Annotated in this window: 16 protein-coding genes, 1 tRNA gene and 1 pseudogene; 10 read left to right on the forward strand and 8 right to left on the reverse strand. The window is 71.3% G+C overall.

Annotation, left to right across the window (positions count from 1 at the left end):
* Positions 1 to 4: 4 nt before the first annotated feature.
* Positions 5 to 1346: pseudogene (locus tag JNO44_RS09670) on the reverse strand (TerD family protein).
* A gap of 253 nt (positions 1347 to 1599) precedes the next feature.
* Between JNO44_RS09670 and JNO44_RS09675 the strand changes: the two are divergent.
* The 5 genes from JNO44_RS09675 (at position 1600) to JNO44_RS09695 (ending at position 5212) form a co-directional block, all read left to right on the forward strand.
* Positions 1600 to 2049, forward strand: a complete 450-nt coding sequence (locus JNO44_RS09675) for a DUF6643 family protein (protein ID WP_073447315.1) — start codon at positions 1600 to 1602, stop codon at positions 2047 to 2049.
* 46 nt (positions 2050 to 2095) lie between these two features.
* Positions 2096 to 2920, forward strand: coding sequence for an MOSC domain-containing protein (locus JNO44_RS09680; RefSeq protein ID WP_205363036.1), 825 nt, complete (start codon positions 2096 to 2098; stop codon positions 2918 to 2920).
* Positions 2921 to 3036: 116 nt separating this feature from the next.
* Positions 3037 to 3927, forward strand: a complete 891-nt coding sequence (locus tag JNO44_RS09685; RefSeq protein WP_205363038.1) for an MEDS domain-containing protein — start codon at positions 3037 to 3039, stop codon at positions 3925 to 3927.
* Positions 3921 to 4379, forward strand: coding sequence for an ATP-binding protein (locus JNO44_RS09690; RefSeq protein ID WP_039638146.1), 459 nt, complete (start codon positions 3921 to 3923; stop codon positions 4377 to 4379). The genes JNO44_RS09685 and JNO44_RS09690 overlap by 7 nt, the downstream gene beginning before the upstream one ends.
* Positions 4380 to 4609: 230 nt before the next feature.
* Positions 4610 to 5212, forward strand: a complete 603-nt coding sequence (locus tag JNO44_RS09695) for an Rv1733c family protein (protein WP_205363040.1) — start codon at positions 4610 to 4612, stop codon at positions 5210 to 5212.
* 24 nt (positions 5213 to 5236) lie between these two features.
* Here JNO44_RS09695 and JNO44_RS09700 read toward each other — a convergent pair whose 3' ends face one another.
* The 3 genes from JNO44_RS09700 to JNO44_RS09710 all read right to left on the reverse strand — a co-directional run bounded on the left by JNO44_RS09700 (position 5237) and on the right by JNO44_RS09710 (position 6799).
* Positions 5237 to 5425, reverse strand: a complete 189-nt coding sequence (locus JNO44_RS09700) for a hypothetical protein (protein WP_205363042.1) — start codon at positions 5423 to 5425, stop codon at positions 5237 to 5239.
* Between the two features lie 548 nt (positions 5426 to 5973).
* Positions 5974 to 6495, reverse strand: a complete 522-nt coding sequence (locus JNO44_RS09705; RefSeq protein ID WP_205369596.1) for a Scr1 family TA system antitoxin-like transcriptional regulator — start codon at positions 6493 to 6495, stop codon at positions 5974 to 5976.
* 40 nt (positions 6496 to 6535) lie between these two features.
* Positions 6536 to 6799: a hypothetical protein gene (locus tag JNO44_RS09710; protein ID WP_205363044.1), complete on the reverse strand. Its 264-nt coding sequence runs from the start codon at positions 6797 to 6799 to the stop codon at positions 6536 to 6538.
* A 448-nt stretch (positions 6800 to 7247) separates the two neighbouring features.
* Between JNO44_RS09710 and JNO44_RS09715 the strand changes: the two genes are divergently transcribed.
* The 3 genes from JNO44_RS09715 (at position 7248) to JNO44_RS09725 (ending at position 9452) form a co-directional block, all read left to right on the forward strand.
* Positions 7248 to 7700, forward strand: coding sequence for a hypothetical protein (locus JNO44_RS09715; protein ID WP_205363046.1), 453 nt, complete (start codon positions 7248 to 7250; stop codon positions 7698 to 7700).
* A 620-nt stretch (positions 7701 to 8320) separates the two neighbouring features.
* Positions 8321 to 8905 carry a DinB family protein gene (locus JNO44_RS09720; protein ID WP_205363048.1) on the forward strand — a complete coding sequence of 195 codons (585 nt, stop codon included), beginning with the start codon at positions 8321 to 8323 and terminating at the stop codon, positions 8903 to 8905.
* Positions 8906 to 8954: 49 nt separating this feature from the next.
* A complete protein-coding gene (locus tag JNO44_RS09725; protein WP_205363049.1) occupies positions 8955 to 9452 on the forward strand; it encodes a transposase in 498 nt (165 codons plus the stop codon).
* Positions 9453 to 10169: 717 nt separating this feature from the next.
* Here JNO44_RS09725 and JNO44_RS09730 read toward each other — a convergent pair.
* Entirely contained in the window at positions 10170 to 10829 is a 660-nt protein-coding gene (locus JNO44_RS09730; RefSeq protein WP_205363058.1) for a rhomboid family intramembrane serine protease, read from the reverse strand.
* 698 nt (positions 10830 to 11527) lie between these two features.
* On the opposite strand from JNO44_RS09730, the gene JNO44_RS45110 reads away from it, so the two are divergent.
* Positions 11528 to 11962, forward strand: coding sequence for a hypothetical protein (locus JNO44_RS45110; protein ID WP_420882627.1), 435 nt, complete (start codon positions 11528 to 11530; stop codon positions 11960 to 11962).
* A gap of 97 nt (positions 11963 to 12059) precedes the next feature.
* Here the strand turns inward: JNO44_RS45110 and JNO44_RS09735 are convergent.
* Positions 12060 to 12131, reverse strand: a tRNA-Glu gene (locus JNO44_RS09735).
* 243 nt (positions 12132 to 12374) lie between these two features.
* Complete coding sequence (locus JNO44_RS09740; protein WP_205363060.1) at positions 12375 to 13310, reverse strand: recombinase family protein; 936 nt, start codon at positions 13308 to 13310, stop codon at positions 12375 to 12377.
* A gap of 53 nt (positions 13311 to 13363) precedes the next feature.
* On the opposite strand from JNO44_RS09740, the gene JNO44_RS09745 reads away from it, so the two are divergent.
* A complete protein-coding gene (locus JNO44_RS09745; RefSeq protein WP_205363062.1) occupies positions 13364 to 15787 on the forward strand; it encodes a right-handed parallel beta-helix repeat-containing protein in 2424 nt (807 codons plus the stop codon).
* Here JNO44_RS09745 and JNO44_RS09750 read toward each other — a convergent pair.
* Positions 15757 to 18165, reverse strand: a complete 2409-nt coding sequence (locus tag JNO44_RS09750) for a hypothetical protein (protein WP_205363064.1) — start codon at positions 18163 to 18165, stop codon at positions 15757 to 15759. The two genes, JNO44_RS09745 and JNO44_RS09750, sit on opposite strands and share 31 nt — an antisense overlap.
* Positions 18166 to 18304 lie beyond the last annotated feature (139 nt).

The raw sequence follows: 18304 nt of genomic DNA on the forward strand, positions 1-18304 counted from the left end.
GCGGTCACTTGCTGGCCGGGGACCAGTTCAGGCCCCAGCCGTAGGCGTGGTCGACGGTGCGCTGGGGGCTGACGCCGGGCGCCGGGACGAGGTAGCGGGCCTCGCGCTGGACGACGAGTTCGCCGCCGGTGTGGGTGATCAGGGCCAGCGCGCACACGGTGGCCGGCACCGTGCAGGCGTCGAGCGTGAACTCGACCGGGGCGCCGTGCTGCGGCTGGAGGGTGACGGTGGCGTCCAGGCCCTCGAAGCTGCGGGCTCCGGAGTAGATCGTCACGAAGATCAGGATGCGCCGGAAGCGGGCCTGGTGGTCGAGGTTGATGGTGAGGTTCTCGCCGGTGGCGACGGCGCCGGTGCGGTCGTCCCGGTCGAGCTGGATGTACGGCGGGGTGTGCAGGTCGCCGAACGCCTGGGCGAGCGGGTGCACCACGCCGGCCGTGCCGTCGGTGAGTTCGTAGAGCGCGCACAGGTCGAGGTCGAGGTCGCCGGAGGGCGGCAGCAGCGCGCTGCGGGCGCCCAGTGCCTCCATCGCCTTGCGGCCGAACTTCTTGCCGAGGCGCTTGCCGGCCCCGCCCGCGCTCCAGTTGAGGTTGACCCGCATCGCTCCGGACGTGCCGCCCTGCTTCGTCAACGAGACGGCCGGGGCGTCCTTCGTGAGGGTGACTTTCGTCAGCCGGACGGGAGCCGGCGCGGGCGCCGGCGCGGCCTGTCCGGGCGGGGGCGGAATTGACGCCACCGGTTGACCGGTCGGCAACGGGGGCGCGGGGGCCGCGGGCGGCGGGCGGCGGGGCGATCGGGGGCGCGACCGGAGGCTGCGGCGCGGGCCCGTCCGCCACGCTGATGCCGAAGTCCGTGGCCAGCCCCGCGAGCCCGGTGGCGTACCCCTGCCCCACCGCGCGGAACTTCCAGCCGCCCTGCCGGCGGTAGAGCTCGCCGAGCACGAAGGCGGTCTCGGTGCCGGCGTCCTGACTGTCGAACCGGGCCAGTTCGGCGCCGCTGCCCGCGTCCAGCACCCGCACGTACAGACCCGGCACGGCGCCGAAGCTGCCGCCGTCGGCGGAGGCGGCCAGGACGACGGTGTCGACGGCGGGCTCGACGGCGGCCAGATCCACGCGAAGGGTGTCGGTCATCGCGCCGCCGGCCGGGCGCTTGCCCTCGTGGCGCACCGCGCCGGAGGCGTGCGCGGGCTGGTTGTAGAAGACGAAGTCGGCGTCGTCGCGGACCCGGCCGGACACCAGCAGCAGCGCGGAGGCGTCCACGTCCGGCGCCCCGGGGGCCGGCCGCCAGCCCAGCTCCACCCGGACCGCCGGCGCCGGAACCGGGACATTGCCGCCCTTGAGCATCGACATCGCCGCACCTTCCTGTCGTCCTGGTGGCCTCGTGCCCATCACCGGTGGCCCCCACCAACCTACTTGGCCGGGAACGCCCCGAACGCCCACTGTTCATCTGCGGGAAGGGCGGTCTTTACACGATCCCTACGGGCGATCGCGACCGATTTTCACAAGTTCGCTCGGTTTGGTGACCCGGGGCCGCTCCGAACCCGTAAAACAACCCTCTTGTCAGGCTCCCCAATCGACACATCGTGGGCTTAACTTATGAGGCATGACCTCCCCCCGCTCCACTTACAGCGGCGGCTACTACGCATCGCCTTCCTTCCCGGACACCCCCATCTACGACAGCCTTGTCGCAGAGCGGGGTACTCCGCAGATCGCCCCGATCCGCGTAAACCCGTCGCCCTGGGACACCGGCTCCTCCTCGCTGCCGGCGCTCCCCTCGGCGCTGCCCGCACTTCCGGCCGCGCCCTCCCAGCCGAACCCGGGCCACGGGTACCCGGGCGCCGCGGCGCAGCCGGTCGCCCCGCTGCAGCACACCCCCGCCCCGTACATCCCGCAGCAGGCCGGCACCCGCGGCTACCCGCCGCCGCAGCAGTACCAGCGCCCGGCACCGGGCACGGGGTACGAGGCGATGCGCCCGGCCGCCCCGGTCGCGCCGCGGCCCGGCTCGCCGTTCGACGACCCGGGGTACGGCCGCCAGTATCCGCGGGGGTACTGAACCGGCCGTTCGACCGGATGTCCGAAGCGGCTGGCAAGATGGGCATATGCCCATGCCACACGTCCAGTCGCTGCACGTCTATCCGGTCAAGGCCCTTGCGGGGTCCGGTCCCGGCGAAGCGGTGGTCGAGCCGTGGGGGCTCGCCGGGGATCGGCGTTGGCTGGTGGTCGACGCCGAGGGTCGACAGATCACCCAACGCCAGCAGCGGAGGCTGGCGTTGGCCCGTGCCGAGGAGCTGCCCGGCGGCGCCCTGCGGCTGACCGCGCCGGGCATGCCGCCGCTGGTGGTCCAGGTGCCCGAACCGACGGGCACCGCCCCGGTCGAGATCTTCGGCAACGTCGTCGAGGCGGTGCCCGCGTCCCCCGAGGCCGCCGCCTGGTGGCGGGGCTTCCTCGGCGTCGAGTCCCGCCTGATGCACATGGACGCCCCGGAGCGGCGCCGTCCCGTGGACCCGCGCTACGGCCGGCCCGGCGACAAGGTCAGCTTCGCCGACGGCTATCCGCTGCTGCTGACCACCTCCGCCTCGCTCGACGCCCTCAACTCCCTCATCGCGCAGGGCGACCACGCCGCCGAGGGCCCCCTCCCGATGAACCGTTTCCGGCCCAATGTGGTCATCGACGGCACCGTGCCCTGGGCGGAGGACGACTGGCGGCGGGTGCGGATCGGCGGCGTGGAGTTCCAGGTGGCCAAGCCCAGTGGCCGCTGCGTGGTGACCACCACCGACCAGCGCACCGCCGAGCGCGGCAAGGAGCCGCTGCGGACGCTCGCCCGGCACCGCCGCTTCGGCGACCAGCTGGTGTTCGGCCAGAATCTGATCCCCCGCGGAGCCGGCACGCTCCGCGTCGGCGACCCGTTCGAGATACTCGACTGACGGCCGCACGCGGTCGCCGCCGCCCTCATTGCGGGCTGGTCGGCGGCTGCCTACAGTGAGCGCACAGCGCCGCCGACGGGACGGGCCGCGGGGGGAGACAGAGAGCTGCTGTGCCGATGCCTGCCAGGGACGCGTTGAGTGATCACCTCATCCCCGTGCAACGCCTGCGCCCCGGCGACCATGCCTTCGTCGGCTACGGCGACGACGAGGTGCGGTGGGAGACCGTCACGGCCTTCGTCCGACTCGGTCTGGCGCGCGGCGAGAAGGTCCTCGTCCTGCCGTGCCCCGACGTGCCGGAGGAAGAGGTGCTGGCCAGGATCGACTTCCCCAGCCGCAGCACGGTCCGGGCACGCGAGCGCGGCCAGCTGGTGGTCACCAGCATGCGGGAACTCATCCGGCCGGACGTCGAGTTCACCGCCGCCCGACAGATGGGGCGGCTGAGCCTGGCGACCGACCGGGCGACGGCCGAGGGGTACACCGGGTTGCGGGCGTTCATCGACATGGGCTGGGTGGCCGCGCTCGGCGCCGAGGTCGCGACGGTGGCCCGGCGGGAGACCGGCGCCGGAGCGCTGTTCGCCGGGCGGCCGTACACCGAGGTCTGCGCGTACGACCGCCGGCGGTTCGACCGGTCGATGGTGATCGCGATGGAGCGGGCCCATCCGCACGCCGTGCTGGAGCGGCTGGGCAGTCTGCGGGCGGTGCGCACACCGGACGAGGTGCTGTGCTTCGTCGGCGAAGCGGACGGCGCCAACCGGGCCGCGTTCGTCCGGTCGCTGGAGATCGCGCTGGCGCGGACGGCGGCGACCCGCCGGCTCACCGTCGACCTGACGCGGTTGCACTTCCTGTCGGTGGGCTGCGCGGTAGGTCTGCTCACCCTGGCCCGGGGCGCCACGGGCCACGATCTGGTCGAGGTGCGCTGCGACCGCGGGCAGCGCCAGATGCTGCGGCGGCTGGGCGCCGATGCGGTGCCGCGGCTGGCGCCGAGGGAGGCGGTAGGGCTGTGCTGAATCCGGAACCGGCCGGTCACGATCGGGCGAAGGCGCCGGCGGAGGAGTCCGGCCGACGGCTGCTGCAGCGGCGCTTCACCGCGCGACTGCTGCCGCAGCTGCGACTGCTGGTCGAGGAGTGCGCAGCCCGCGAGGGGCTGAACGAGCCCCGGCGCGGGGAGTTCGTGCTGGCGGTCGACGAGATCGCCGGGAACGCCGTGGAGCACGCCGGCGGCGCCGGGCGGCTGGTGCTGCGGCGGGTGGGGGACGAGCTGGAGTGCCGGATCAGCGACGCCGGCCCCGGTTTCAGCGAGGCGGTGATCCCGGAGTTGCTGCCGGGCCTGGACGGCGCGCCCAAGGGGCGCGGGCTGTGGCTGGCGCGACTGGTGGCGGACCGGTTCGCGGTCGCCCCCGGTACCGGCACCGAGGAAGCACAGGGCGCGGTGGTGACGGTGGCGGTCCGGCTGCGCTGAGGGCACCGTCCCGCGGGGCGGGATCCGGCCCCGTCGCACAGGCGCCGCAAGCGCACCCAAACGCCGCCAATCGGCCGTGGAGTCACGGGAGTTGACGAACGGGTGGGTCGGCTGGGGCGGGTGGTGCCCGAGGGTCAGCGGTGCCCGCGGCGCGATGTCGCCCTCCTCTTCCCGGAACACCCGCCGGGGCTCCCCGCCATGCGGTATGCACGGAGACGAGAGGGGGCACGATGCGGGCTATCAGGGGCATCCGGCGCTGGCGGCACAATCCGCTCCGCCGCCGGACCGACCAAGTGGAAGCCTGGCTGGCGCTGGCCGCCGCACTGCTGATCGCCGTCGGGGCGCCCTGCGCCGGCTGGTTCGCCGGCCGGGCCGCGCACGACGCCCTCCTGGAGGCCGTACGGCTCGAACACCGGCAGCGCCGCCCGGTGTGGGCGGTCGCGGACCGGCCGGCGCCCGGCACCCCGGTCGACCCGGCTGCGGAGACGTTCCCGCAGCGCGCCGCGCACCTGCGGGTGGTCGCCCGCTGGACGGGGCCGGACGGCGGCCCGCGGACCGGCGAGGTCGCGGCGCCGCGACCGGTGGAGCCCGGTGACCGGTTCCGCCTGTGGACCGACGACCGGGGGCGGGCGGTGCCGCGACCGCTGGACGAGGGCACCGCGCAGACGCACACGGCACTGGCCGCGCTGGGCGCCGCGGCGGCCGCCGGCGGGCTCGTCGAGGGCGCCCGGCGGTTGGCCGTACGGCAGCTGATGGCGCGTCGGTTCCGGCGTTGGGAGGCGGCCTGGGCGCGCGCCGGGCAGGACTGGGGACGGGCCGACGCCGGGAGTTGAGGCGGCCACGGGGCCGTCAGCGGTTTACTTCCCGTCGCCCCCCTGCGGCGCGGGGTCGCGGGGCGCCTCCGGGGGCATCGGCCCGCCGTCATGCTTCCCGCCGTCGGCCTCGGCGACGACCGCCAGGTCCGCCGGGTGCCGGAACGGGATGCCGCACCAGCCCTCAGCATCGGGGGTGCGCGACTCGTAGGTCTCGACCGCTACAGCGCTCATCTCTCAACCTCCCCTTCCGTGAGGGGCCGTGCCGCCGTACCGTCGAAGGCACGGCCCGAAGGTCCGCAGAGTTCTGCGGTTGGGTCACCCGCCCCGGCGCTCACCTGTCCAGGGTTTCCGCCGCCGGGGCGGGAGTCTCATGCTCTGAGCAATGGCTGGGGGGGAGCCGGAACGGCCCCCGGGGCCACCAATGAAGGTTGGTGGCTCTCCGGCTGACTGCGTCATCGGAGCGGGGCTAGGAGCGGCCACAGCGCCTCCCTGTGCCCTTGGTGATGGTTCCGGATACCGCGGGATGCCGTGCACGCGGTCCGCCAGTCATCGGCTTTCAGTGCTCGGTCCCGCCTCTCGGCTCGCGTCGCGCATGCGTCGCACCCGGGGACCGCCGTACCCTCCACGAGCCACTTGTCAATCGACAGTTCAATGGGCCTGGGGCTGTACCGGGTTGGTGTCGTCATGCCATCTCCGCGGGCCTCGCGTCGTGTGGATGACGACAACGCCAGGGAGGTGGTGGACCCTCGCCCAGCCGATTGCACTCGATTGCAGGCGGATCACACGAGCGAGCGGATCGCCGATTTGATCAGCCGGTGGGCGTTGGCTCCGTACACCGCGCTATCGGCCAGTGTGGCGAACGTTTCGGCGTACGCGCGTACCTCTGTCGGCTGGGTGAGCGTGAGGTAGCCCGAGACGAGTTCGACGTCGACTTGGGCTTTGTCGTAGATCCAGAAGCCTTCGACGGGCATCCGGGGCCGGCCGGTGCGCATGGGCACCACCCCCAAGCTGACATTGGGCAATGCGCCGACCGTGTGGAGGCGTTCCAGTTGCTCAACTTGCGTATCAATACTGCCAAGGCTGGTCCGCAGGACCGACTCCTCCACCAGGAACGCGAATGTGGCGGAGCCTTCGTGTAGCACTCGTTGAAACCAGCGGGTTCGTTCGAACAAGGGGTGGACGGGTTCTTGCGCGCGGCGGAGCCCGTGGCGTTCCATCCGGCGCCATTCGATCCACATGCCTTCGACGGCCCGGAGGGACCGTGCGAACTCCTGATCATCCGGGGTGTACATGTCGCGCATCTCCAGGTGCACAGCGGAGCGGCGCGCGTTGCTGATCCCTTCACGTACGGGGTACTTCACTGTGCCGGTCCTCCGGTGGGGGGATGAACTTCCGCATCACGGCGGGGAGTCGGATGATTGTCTCGTGATCCGGCACGTTCATGGAGTGGCCGGGGATGGATCCGACTTCCTGGCATGCCTTCACCTCATCCTCCGTGGCCTTGTAGGACTGGATCAGCAGGTCCCCGGTGTCCTCGTCCATCCAGATGGCGGGTGAGTCGTCAACGGGGGTGTTCGGGATGATCCCCAGGAAGCGCAGCTGCACGCCGGTCTCCCTCTGCCGATGCGATTGCAGTCGATTGCAGTCGATTGCAGTCGATTGCGCGACCATCGCCCTACTGGTGTGGGCGGTCAAGAGTGCGGTTCGGACATTAGGAAGCCCCCACAGGATTGCGGGGGCGTGGAACCGCTCTCCTGCCGGTATCTCTTTGAGGGGGGACCTTGTGAATGGGCACCCGGCAAAGGAGCGTTGATCGTGGTGGGGCCGCCTGCCCATGGACACCCACTGCCCCCAGAAGGCCATCAGCGCAACGCGCACCCAACCTGCGGGTTGCGCGACTACATATGTGCGCTGAAGCAGGCGGCCGTCCGCCCCCGGCGCACTCACTCTCGCCGCATCCGCGGAGTTCATGGCCGAAATTCGGCGGGAATTTTCGGCCTAACTGGCCAAGTTGGTAGTCCGCCAATCGGCCGAGCCCAGAAGGAGTCGCACGATGACCACCCTCGCCCTCGCGGGCATCGGACCCGTCACCACCACCTGGGACCCGCCCCTGATCCAGTCCGTCACCACCTCCCACGTGAAGGACACCGGCGCCTTCACCAGCCTCTCCCTGATCGGCGAACCGCAGGTGCTGCTGCTCGCCGACAAGGGAGTGGGCACCGTCACTGGTACGTGCGTAGGCGCACCCCAGGCATTCAATTTCTCCGGCACCTTGGAGTGGTCCGACGAAGTCGAGTCGGCCTACACCGTGACGGCGCTGACCCAGGAGCGCGTGGAAGGACACACCGTCAACCGCAGCGTCGCCACCATCACCTCCGGCCGACTCACCGGCGCCCAGATCAACTTCCTCGCCATACGCCTCGGCGACCAGCTCACCGGCTGTCTGACCGGCGGCGGGGTGAGCTCGGCGAAGGGCTACGAGATCATCCTCATCACCACAAGCTAGCGGCGCCTGAGCCGTTTCCCGGGGTGCGTCCCGGGAAACGGATCGCACCCGAGCTCTCTTGGCCCCGGGCGGGCGGCGATCCGTTCTACCCATAGCGGCGTGTACGGCGACGTTGCTCCCCTCCTGCGCTTGGCGGTCGAAGGCGCGGCGTTCCTCGACGGTTGCAGGCAGGCACCAGGAGGTAAGGGCGTCCCACAGTTCGCCGGAGGGTCCGGCAAGGACCAGGCAGTCCCCGTTCGTGCCCGCAATTCGGCCGACTCGACTTCTTGTCGCGTCTCGGACCACGTCTTTCACGGTGAATTTCATTGGGCTTCCCGGTGGTTGGAGGACCGCCCAGGCAGTGACGTACCCATGGGGTGCCGGGCGGGGGTTGATGGCCGCCCAGGCCGGGCTGGGATGGGCCTGGGCGGCGCGGGAGTCCACCCGACGTGGACTGCCCGACAGAACCTGTCAGGTGGACTCCGTGCTCCCCTTGTGTCTCCCGCGGTGAGAGACCGGGAGCCCAAGCTTCCTGTAGCAGGTCAGGGCGGCGGCCATGGCCAGGTCTCGGCTCTGCCGGTCGTTGCGGACCACGTACGGGATCTTGAGACCACGAGCAGCCCATGGCAGTCTCACGCCGCATGATCGATGAATTCGCGAAAGACAACCTGCACGGGAGACTGCGGCGGGACCGCAAGGCGCTGCTCTGGAAACTCGACGGCCTGTCCGAATACGACGCCCGCCGACCATTGTCAGTAACCGGGACCAACCTCCTCGGCCTGGTCAAACACGTGGCTACCGTCGAGGCCAGGTACTTCGGCGAGGTCTTCGACCGCCCTTCCCCGGAACCGCTGCCCCGGTGGCAGGACTCCAACGGCAGCGATCTATGGGCGACCGAGGACGAGACCCGCGATCAGATCATCGGGTTCTACCGGCGCACGTGGGAACACTCGGACGCGACGATCAACGAGCTTCCCCTCGACGCCCCCGGCCACGTGCCGTGGTGGCCGGAGCCTTATCCCAACACGAACCTGTTCGCCGTCATGGTCCATGTCCTCGGCGAGTCCAACCGGCATACCGGGCACGCCGATATCCTGCGCGAGGGCCTCGACGGCCGGACCGGGGTGCGCCCCGAACACGAGAAGCCAATCGACGAGCAAGCCCGTGCGGCCTACCGCGCGAAGATCGAGCAGGCCGCCAGGTCGGCCGCACCTAGCAAGGCGTAGAGGTTGTCTCACGCGACGTGATGTCCGTGCGACATAATGCCGGTCGTGGGTGCTGACCAGCGGCTGTGCCTGGCGGCAGCTGCCGCCGACGTTCGGCACGTCGCCCGCCACCGCGCATCGCCGCTTCACGGTATGGACCGAGGCCGGCCTGCGGCGTCGGCTGCACCGGGCGGTGCTGTCCGATGCCCAGGGCATCCCGCTCGCCGTCGCCGTGCCCGGCGCGAACATGCACGACAGCCTCGCCCTCAAGCCGCTCATCCGCGGCACACCCGCCGTCCGGTCCCGCCGGGGACCACGGCGGCGCCGACCCGTCAAACTCCGCGCGGACAAGGCGTACTTCTCCGCCGAACACCTGGCCTGGCTGCGCGAGCGCGGGCTCATCGCGCGCATCGCGCGGCCCGGCATCGAGTCCGGCGAACGCCTCGGTCGACACCGCTGGGAGATCGAACGGTCGATCACCTGGCTCTTCGGCTACCGCCGCCTCACCGTCCGTTACGAACGAAAGGGCTCGCACTTCCTCGCCTTCTCGGCCTGGCCACCGCCCTGACCTGCTACAAGAAGCTCGCGAAACTCGCCACGTGAGACAACCTCTTAATCAGTGCGGCGACGCAGACTTGCCCCGCCCCCATTTTCCCATCAGTCGAGAATGGAATTTCAACCATTGTGCAGCATTCCATTTCGCCCTACTGGAATTGAGAGCCTGGTCCAGGTAGCTGCAAACTCAACTTCTGCGAGACCCGCAATAATTCGCCCCGGTCCTGACGCGGCGAGGACCGCACGCGCTTAAAACCCCGTTCGGCGCCCCCGATCAAGGGGCGGTCTCTCATGGGCGGTGCAGCCCCCGCGTGTCGCCTTACCCCAGCTCTCCCGGATGCCGCCCCTCCGGCCTCCGCCGGGCCGCCGCGCCCTCCGCGCTGGACTTCCGCGCGTGATGCCGGTGGCACAGGGATCGAAGGTTCGCCGGGTTGTGGTCGTCACCCGGGATGACGTGGTCCACGTCCCGTGGCTGGCGCTGTGCAGCGCGCCCCTGTATCCCGCAGGGCGGCCACGCACTGGAAGCCGTCACGCTTCAGGACGGAGAGGCGGCGGACCGGCCAGTCCGCGGGGAGACGGGAGCGCCGGTAGCTGCCGTGCCAGGCCAAATGTTCTCCTCTTTCTGCACCACCACTCCGAGATACTGGGCACACCTGTCAGTGGCCAGTTGTCATCCCCCACAGGCGGCCAGTTCCTGGGGAGCTGTCTGGCCGCCAGCCGTCACGCCGAGTCAGGCCGCCAGGGGTGGGCGAGTAGGGATCGCCAGTCCGGCTCCCAGCGCGCAGCCGACAAGGAGGCCCATGCCGTGGTTGTTGGTGAGAAGACAAAGAACAAGACCTGCGGCGGGGATGAGGGGAGCCACTCGCCGCAGGGCGACGACGCCGCCGCGCACCGCGTACCAGGTGGCGAGTGCGCCCACGAGGCCGCAGATCGCTACCGAGTCGCCGCCTCCTTGGAGGCTCCAGCCGGCCATGCTGACCGCTTGCGCCGTCACACCGCTGGTCGCAAAGACCAGCAACATCCGCCAGGGGCCAAGGTGTCGTTCGGCGACCGGAGCGACAACCGCGAGTGCGGCCAGGTTGAACAGGAGTTGGGGCCATCCTGACGACTGCACCATCAAGGCGGTCACGGCTCGCCACCATGCACCATGAGGGTGTCGCTCCAGCGCATCGATCATGGCGGGGGCAACCACCTGGGCCACGCCGAGCACCACCATGGTGGCCACCAGCCCCACGGCGGCTATGGGGACCGGCCGCCGCCACGTCCGCAGCAAGGCCAGCGGAGGAGGCGTCTCGTCGCGGTCCTTCGCGGCGAGCGCCACCAAGAGTCGGCTTCCCAACACGACGACAACCGCCGCGCACCCATAGAGCAACACACTGTGCATGTTCATGACTGAATCATGACAGGCGGTGCAGCTACCCCGACGAGTGGAGCCATGAGCGTGGCGACACGCTGCCGCGGCCCGGGCAGGGCAGGGCAACCAAACGAAGGGTGACAAGCCAACTGGCCGTACGTGGGGAATTCGCGCTGGCCGCTGTCACACCACGCGCGACCCCGTCCCTGAATCCGCTAGCGGCGCCCCTTCGTAAAGGTGGCGTCACCCGAACGACCCACACCAGGAACGTTCAACGTTTGACGAGTGCACTGACTGTGGCAGGCATGGGCAGTGCGCATAGCTCCTCCGACGCGTTTCCCCGCCTCCGCGAGCCCCCGAGACTCCGGAAGCGGGGAAGGCGCGGCGCTAGAACGGCGGCGGCACCTTCCCAGCCGTTCGGGCTAGTCCGTCCCACGTCCCGCATGCCCCGAACTCCGTACTCGTCTCAAGCCGGTGGCACCGTCGGCGCGGCACACTCGCGTTGCTGGCTGTGTCCTCGCCACCGAAAGCGGGGACCGCACGTGATCCACGCCTACAGCGGACGCGGGCTCGGGTCAGCTCGGGCCCCGGGGGGGCAGAGCGAGGAACGGGATCTACGCGGCGTGGGGCCGCGTCGCACAGGTCGTTTGGGACTGGAACGGCACCCGATGGACTCGCGCGGATTCTGATCAGGGCGACTGCCCTGGTTATTGGCGACGCGGTGGGGGACGCGGATGACGTACGCGGTCATCTGGGTCGTCACCGACGACATGCCTTTCCTTGTCGACTCTGCCACGCAGAGTCGACCCGCCTTTTGGTGCGCTCAGCGTTCAGGGCCTCAGATGCAATGCAGTCAGCCATGCTCTGACCTGCGTATCGATACTCCGCTCCGGCCACTAGGCGTACAGAAAGTCCAAGTTAGGGGTGTGGTTTTGCGCGCACTGCGCATAAGACGACACCTGTCGGTTGTGCTGCACTGGTGGCATGACCTCGAAGCCGAGCACCACCAGACAGCGCCCACAGTTCGAACTCCGCTGGGGTGGACTGCACTTAAAGATCCAGCGCTTCCCCATTGGGGTCATCACCTTGATCGCCACGGCTACCGGAACCGGGGCTGCCTGGTGGACGAGCCACTAAGCAGTAGAGCCAAACTCGGCAACCGTCTCTAGTCGGTGGCGCCCCCGGCACAACACCTGAACGTTCCCGTCCGCGTCGGTCCCTCCCAACGAAAGGGGCCACACGTGATCCAGCCGGACCTTTCGCCAGTGCCCACGGCCGGAATCGAACCGGCGGCCACCCGATCGAAAATCGGGCGCTCTCCCACTGAGCTACGGGGCCTGGGGCTCAACTCCCCCGCGGCATCCCGGAAAGACACCAGGGCGCGCGGGAGGAGCCGGGCGGGCGCGACGCTCACGCCTCCACGTCGGATGCTGGAGTCCACGGCGTAGGGCCCGCCTTCACCTGAATGAGATGGGGAACGTGACAGGTCGCCGGGAGGCTCCGGTCCCGCGCTCTGGCCTCAGGGCCGAAAACGGCCCTGCGTACCTACTTTCTTCCGTACGGATATAGAAAAGAAGGCTGCTAGGGCAGTCTTTCGGCCCAAGAATCGGACTCTTCGTCACATTCCGCAGGCAGATCCAGCTCAACCACGTACTGCTCCAGCGTCATGCGCTTCACGCTGGCCGGGGCCGGGCACACTCCGCCGTGCATGCTCCGGGAGCACGCCGTGGACTGCCCTGATGCCGACATGGCGGAGCCACAGCCAGCGCAACGCACAAGGTCCGTAAGAAGGTGCCGAGTTCGGCCGGGGCGGAACCCCTCCGGCAACTGGTGGCCGTGCAGAACTCTGCGCGCCCGCTCCGCCACGTCAGCGGGGATCATGCGAGCCGTGTCTTCAGCAACGCTGATCTTGTGACCTTTGTCGTCTCGGTATGCCTGTCGCCGCTGCTGGCCCTTGCCACCGCTTCCGACGTGCCAACCCTCGTACACGGGGTTGTCCACGATGTCTCGGACCGTGCCAGCGGTGAAGTCCTTACCTGTGGCCGTGCGCATGCCTGCGCTGTTGTACTCACGGGCCAGCGCGCGGGCGGCCCTACCTGCGGCCACTCGGTAGAACACGTCGTCGATGACGCCCCGGCGCTCCCCCGGGCGTATCTTCCGGTCCTTTGGGTCGTTGAGCTCCAAGCCGAGAGGTGCAGCGGACAGCCAACGGCCCTCCCGTCGCTGGCGATCCTTGGTGGTGCGTACGTTGTGGCTGAGTCGGTCCAGGAAGGCACACCACAATGCGTCGGTCTCGCCGCCGAGGACGGCAGCCATGGCGGCGTCGTACTGCGGGCGTTCCACGTCAGACCAGGCTGAAAGGTTCTCCTTCCAAACCCTGCGCACCTGGTAGCCGTTCTCGTCGGCCCATCGCCGCCCCCTATCCTCTTGTGCACGCAAGCTGAGGGCCTGTTCTCCCTCCCGAACGATCTTGCTTTTCCGAAGGAGGAGGTCCACCAGTGGGCGAGCGTCAGTCATCTTTCAATCCTCTGACCAGCGGAAACGGTCCGCAATCCGGACGGTACAAGGGTGTGGGTTCCGTCCAGGTGACGCACTCCGGAACGTCGCGTTGGCGGCGCCGCACCGGTGAGTACAGCTCGCTCGCCGCCGCCCTGGAGGCCGCCGGGGACGGTGACGTCCTGACCGTGCCGGCCGGGACCTACCGGGAGAACCTGGTGCTCCAGCGGGCGGTGACGCTGCGTGGGCCGGAGGGGGCGCGCGGCTCGGTGCGGATCGCGCCGGCCGACGGGGTGGCGCTGACGATACGGGCCTCGGCCACCGTCCACGACCTGCACCTGGAGGCGACCGACTCGGCGTCGCCGGCGCTGCTGGTGGAGGACGGCGCCCCCGAGTTGACCGACATCCGGGTGGTGACCCGGTCCGCGGCGGGGATCGAGGTGCGCGGCGGGGCCCGTCCGACGGTGCGGCGCTGCACGGTCGACAACGCCGGCGGGGTCGGCATCAGCGTCCTGGACGGCGCCGGCGGGGTCTTCGAGGAGTGCGAGGTGATGGCCGCCGGCCAGGCCGGGGTGGCGGTGCGCGGCGGCGCCCACCCGCGGCTGGAGAACTGCCGGATCCATCACACCTCGGGCGCCGGGCTGTCGCTGTCGGGCGAGGGCAGCGCGGTCGAGGCGGTGGGCTGTGAGCTGTACGAGATCAAGGGCACCGGCATCCAGGTCGCGGCGCGGGCCGCCGGCCACCTCACCGACTGCACGGTGCACCGCACCACCGCGGACGGCGTCACCCTGGACACCGACGCGGTGCTCACCCTCGCCGACTGCGACATCCACGACATCCCGGAGAACGCGGTGGACCTGCGGTCCCGGTCGGTGCTGACGCTGACCCGCAGCACCGTGCGGCACTTCGGGCGCAACGGCCTGTCGGTGTGGGACCCGGGCACCCGGGTGGACGCCAACCAGTGCGAGATCCACGACAGTACGGGCGACTACCCGGCGGTGTGGGTCAGCGACGGCGCGACCGCGGTGCTGGACTCGACGCGGGTGCACGACGTCCCCGACGCGCTGTTCGTCCTGGACCGGGGCTCCCGGGCCGACGTCGTGGACTGCGACATCGCGCAGGTCCGCAACACCGCGGTGTCGGTGAGCGACGGCGCCACCGTCCAGCTGGACGACTGCCGGATCCGGGAGGTCTCGACCGGTGCGTGGTTCCGCGACCACGGCAGCGGCGGCACGCTCGCCAACTGCACCGTCGACGGGGCACAGACCGGCGTGATCGTCACCAAGGGCGCGGACCCCACCATCGAGGGGTGCACGGTCAGTTCGCCGACCGAGGCCGGCTTCTACGTCTCGGCGGAGGGCCGCGGCACCTTCCACAGCTGCCGGGTCACCGGCAGTTCCGGCTTCGGCTTCCATGTGATCGACGGCTGCCGGACGACGCTGACCCGGTGCCGTACGGAGCGGTGCGCGCGCGGCGGGTACGAGTTCGCCGACGCGCTCGGCGACGGCAGTGGCGGCGGGCCCACGGTCGAGGACTGCACCAGCGACGAGAGCCGGGCCACGCAGGAGCCGACGGTGACCGCCCCGGCGGTGCAGCAGACCACCCAGACCGCCGGGCTGCTGGGCAACGTCCCGGCACCGCGCCCGGCGCCGGCCGCCGCCGCGCCCCCGGAGGCGCCGGCGACCGGCCGGCCCGCCGAAGAGGTGCTGGGCGAACTGGACACCCTGGTGGGGCTGGACAGCGTCAAGCGGGAGGTGCGCACCCTGATCAACATGATCGAGGTGGGGCGCCGCCGGCAGGAGGCCGGCCTGAAGGCCGCGTCCGTCCGCCGCCACCTGGTGTTCACCGGCTCCCCCGGGACCGGCAAGACCACGGTGGCCCGGCTGTACGGCGAGATCCTGCACTCCCTGGGGGTGTTGGAGCGCGGCCATCTGGTCGAGGTGTCGCGGGTGGACCTGGTGGGCGAGCACATCGGCTCGACGGCGATCCGCACCCAGGAGGCGTTCGACCGGGCCCGCGGCGGGGTGCTGTTCGTCGACGAGGCGTACGCCCTCTCCCCCGAGGACTCCGGGCGGGACTTCGGCAAGGAGGCCATCGACACCCTGGTGAAGCTGATGGAGGACCACCGGGACGCGGTGGTGGTCATCGTGGCCGGCTACACCGCGGAGATGGAGCGGTTCCTGGCAGTCAACCCGGGTATCTCGTCGCGTTTCTCACGGACCATCAGGTTCGGTGACTACGCGCCGGAGGAGCTGCTGCGGATCGTCGAGCAGCAGGGCGAGGAGCACGAGTACCGCCTCGCCGACGGGGCCGACGAGGCGCTGCTCAAGTACTTCACGGCGCTACCCAAGGGGCCGTCGTTCGGCAACGGCCGGACGGCACGGCAGACGTTCGAGGCGATGGTCGAGCGGCACGCGGGTCGGGTCGCCAACCTCACCGACCCGAGCACCGACGACCTGACCCTGCTCTACGCCGAGGACCTGCCCGAACTCACCTGACTCCCGGTGTAGTTGGTGCGCCGGGCCGGTATCCCCGGGCCCAGCCGGGCGAGCAGTTCGGCGCGCACCCGGCCGAAGACCGGGTCGGCCTGGTAGTCGCCGTGGCCCAGGATCTGGGCGGGCAGCGGGTTCTGCAGGGTGCGACCGAAGGCGAGCGGGTCGCGCAGCGGTCCCTCGTCGACGGCCCGGCCGTCCTCGCAGGAGAGCAGGATCGGGCCGCCGATCGGGTCGGTGAAGCGCCACAGGTTGCGCCAGTCGTCCATCTCGCGGTGCAGGCCGGTGAGGGCGGGCGGGCCGAAGAAGGCGGGGAACCAACGGCCGTAGAGGCGTTCCAGCGGGCTGCCGTAGGTGAGCAGGGCGACCCGGCTGCGGGTGACGAGATCCAGCTGCCAGACGGCCGCCGCGGCCAGCACGCTGCCCTGGGAGTGGCCGGAGATCACCAGCCGGCCGTCGTACTGCTCGGTCCAGGTGGCCATCCGCCAGGTGAGGTCGGGGACGGCGCGCTCGGCGTAACAGGGCGGCGCGAAGGGGTGCGCGGCGCGCGGCCAGAAGGTGCCGACGTCCCAGAGGATGCCGATGGTGCGGCGGGCGGAGTGGTCGCGGTAGGCGCGCCGGCCCATGGTGAGCAGGAGGATCACGCCGGCGCCCATCAGCCAGGAGCCGAGGGACTCGGCGGCCTCGGCGGCGGCGTGCACGAACGGCGCGGCGCCCTCGGTGGCGCGGCCGGGGGCGCGGTCGGTGAGCCAGGCGCCGGCCACCGCGCCGGCGCCCAGGACGAGGGTGACGGCGGCGATGGCGGCCACCAGGACCGGCGCCGCGTCGGTGAGCCCGGCGCGGGCGATGGTGCCCGCGATGCGCTCGGTGCGCAGCACGTCGGGGCGCTCACGCGGGTCGTAGAGGCCGGGGACGTCCCTGGCGACGCGCTTGCGGACGGCCAGCACCCGGACGCCGGCCAGGACGGCGACGGCCGCGACCACCACCAGCAGCGCGGGCAGTACCGACGCCTGCCAGGAGAGCACGACCGGCGGCCCGGGGATCGGGGCGTGGTCCTGGCCGGGGGTGGCGGGCCCGTCGATCCAGTCGGCGAACCGCTGGGCCACTCCCCCGGACAGCACCCCGGCGACCGCGCAGGACAGCAGCGCGACGGCCGGCCCGCCCATGCCGCGCAGCGCGGTCCGGGTCTCGTCCCGGGCGGCGCGCTGGAGGAACCAGGCGGTCACCACCAGGGCCAGCACCAGCACGCTCTGGCAGACGGCGATCCCGCCGAACGCCGCGACACCGGGCAGCGGGCCGTGGCTCCGCGCCGCCGGCCGGGCCCAGGCGGCATAGCCGGCGGTGAGCGCGAGCACCGCCAGCGCGGCGTACGGCAGCGCCCGCACGGCGAGGCGGTCGGTCTCCTCGTCGCGGGCCGCCTCGCTGCGGGCGGTGCGCCAGACGATGACCAGGGTGCCGGCGGCGAGCAGCAGGACCAGGCCGGTCAGGGTCCGGCCGACGGCGGTCAGGGCGGTGGCGCCGGCCCGGCTGTCGGCCCGGAGGGAGGCGACGAGCAGGGGGGCGGCGATGGTCAGCACCCCGGCCGCGGTGTGCGCGGCGCGCAGCCGGGCGACGAGCCGGCGGCCGTACCAGAAGCCGTCCAGGCCCAGCGCGGTGCGCTCGTGGGCGGGGGTGTCACGGGAGGCGCCGGGGCGGCGCGGCGGCGGGGAGGCGGACTCGTAGGCGCTCCAGGTGCGGTGCGAGAGCCACCACAGGAAGCCGACGACCAGCAGGGGCAGCAGGGAGGCGAGGACCAGGCGGCGGCCCGGGATGCTCCACCAGCCGCCGCCCGCGGGGTTGAGGAAGCCCAGCCAGGACTTGCCGGTGACGCAGGACGGGGTGCCGGCGCACTGCCAGGCGCTGAGGTCGAGGGCGACCTCGCAGGCCGCGGCGGCCAGCAGGACGGTGAGGGTGAGGGCGAGCAGCCGCACCAGGAGGTCGTAGATCCGCTGGCCGCGGTGGTCGGGCGGGGCGGCCGGGCGCATCCAGTGGGCGAGGTTGGCGACCATGAACGGCAGCAGGACCAGCCAGAGCGCGCGGGCGCCGTTGCCGGAGGTGAGGTTGGACCAGCAGTACGCCTCGCGGACCGGCTCGGTCCGGTAGTCGTCGGGCCGCTGCTCGGCGTCCGCGTCGTCGGTGCGGCGGTAGCAGGCGGCGGTGTCGTCGCCGGTGATCCGCTGGACCCGCGGGTCGCCGAGCATCTCCTGCGGGGTGGCGCCGCCGACGCCGTGGACCAGCAGCTCCAGGGCGAGCTGCGGCTGCGGTGCGGTGGCCGGTGGTGCGCCCCTCGTCGGACCGGGATCCGTCGAGCGGGCGGGTGGTGGTGTGGTGGCCGCGGTCTCCACTGGCTGTCCCCCGATGTCAGTGCGGTGCGGTGTGGTGTTGTGGGGCGGCCGGGGTCGGTCGTGGTCGGTGGTGCGGTGGGCCGCCTCTTCGGATTGTCCCTGCCCTCTGGGAGCGTTCGCACCCCGGTTCCGGTTCCCG

This window comes from Streptomyces noursei (assembly GCF_016917755.1).
GTDB lineage: Bacteria > Actinomycetota > Actinomycetes > Streptomycetales > Streptomycetaceae > Streptomyces > Streptomyces yunnanensis.

What these genes read in the sequence shown, in the direction of transcription:
- JNO44_RS09675 (WP_073447315.1), top strand. Translation starts at nt 1,600, where the DNA reads ATGACCTCCCCCCGCTCCACTTACAGCGGCGGCTACTACGCATCGCCT.
- JNO44_RS09680 (WP_205363036.1), top strand. Translation starts at nt 2,096, where the DNA reads ATGCCCATGCCACACGTCCAGTCGCTGCACGTCTATCCGGTCAAGGCC.
- JNO44_RS09685 (WP_205363038.1), top strand. Translation starts at nt 3,037, where the DNA reads ATGCCTGCCAGGGACGCGTTGAGTGATCACCTCATCCCCGTGCAACGC.
- JNO44_RS09695 (WP_205363040.1), top strand. Translation starts at nt 4,610, where the DNA reads ATGCGGGCTATCAGGGGCATCCGGCGCTGGCGGCACAATCCGCTCCGC.
- JNO44_RS09700 (WP_205363042.1), bottom strand. Translation starts at nt 5,425, where the DNA reads ATGAGCGCTGTAGCGGTCGAGACCTACGAGTCGCGCACCCCCGATGCT.
- JNO44_RS09705 (WP_205369596.1), bottom strand. Translation starts at nt 6,495, where the DNA reads ATGCGCGACATGTACACCCCGGATGATCAGGAGTTCGCACGGTCCCTC.
- JNO44_RS09715 (WP_205363046.1), top strand. Translation starts at nt 7,248, where the DNA reads ATGACCACCCTCGCCCTCGCGGGCATCGGACCCGTCACCACCACCTGG.
- JNO44_RS09720 (WP_205363048.1), top strand. Translation starts at nt 8,321, where the DNA reads ATGATCGATGAATTCGCGAAAGACAACCTGCACGGGAGACTGCGGCGG.
- JNO44_RS09730 (WP_205363058.1), bottom strand. Translation starts at nt 10,829, where the DNA reads ATGAACATGCACAGTGTGTTGCTCTATGGGTGCGCGGCGGTTGTCGTC.
- JNO44_RS45110 (WP_420882627.1), top strand. Translation starts at nt 11,528, where the DNA reads ATGACGTACGCGGTCATCTGGGTCGTCACCGACGACATGCCTTTCCTT.
- JNO44_RS09740 (WP_205363060.1), bottom strand. Translation starts at nt 13,310, where the DNA reads ATGACTGACGCTCGCCCACTGGTGGACCTCCTCCTTCGGAAAAGCAAG.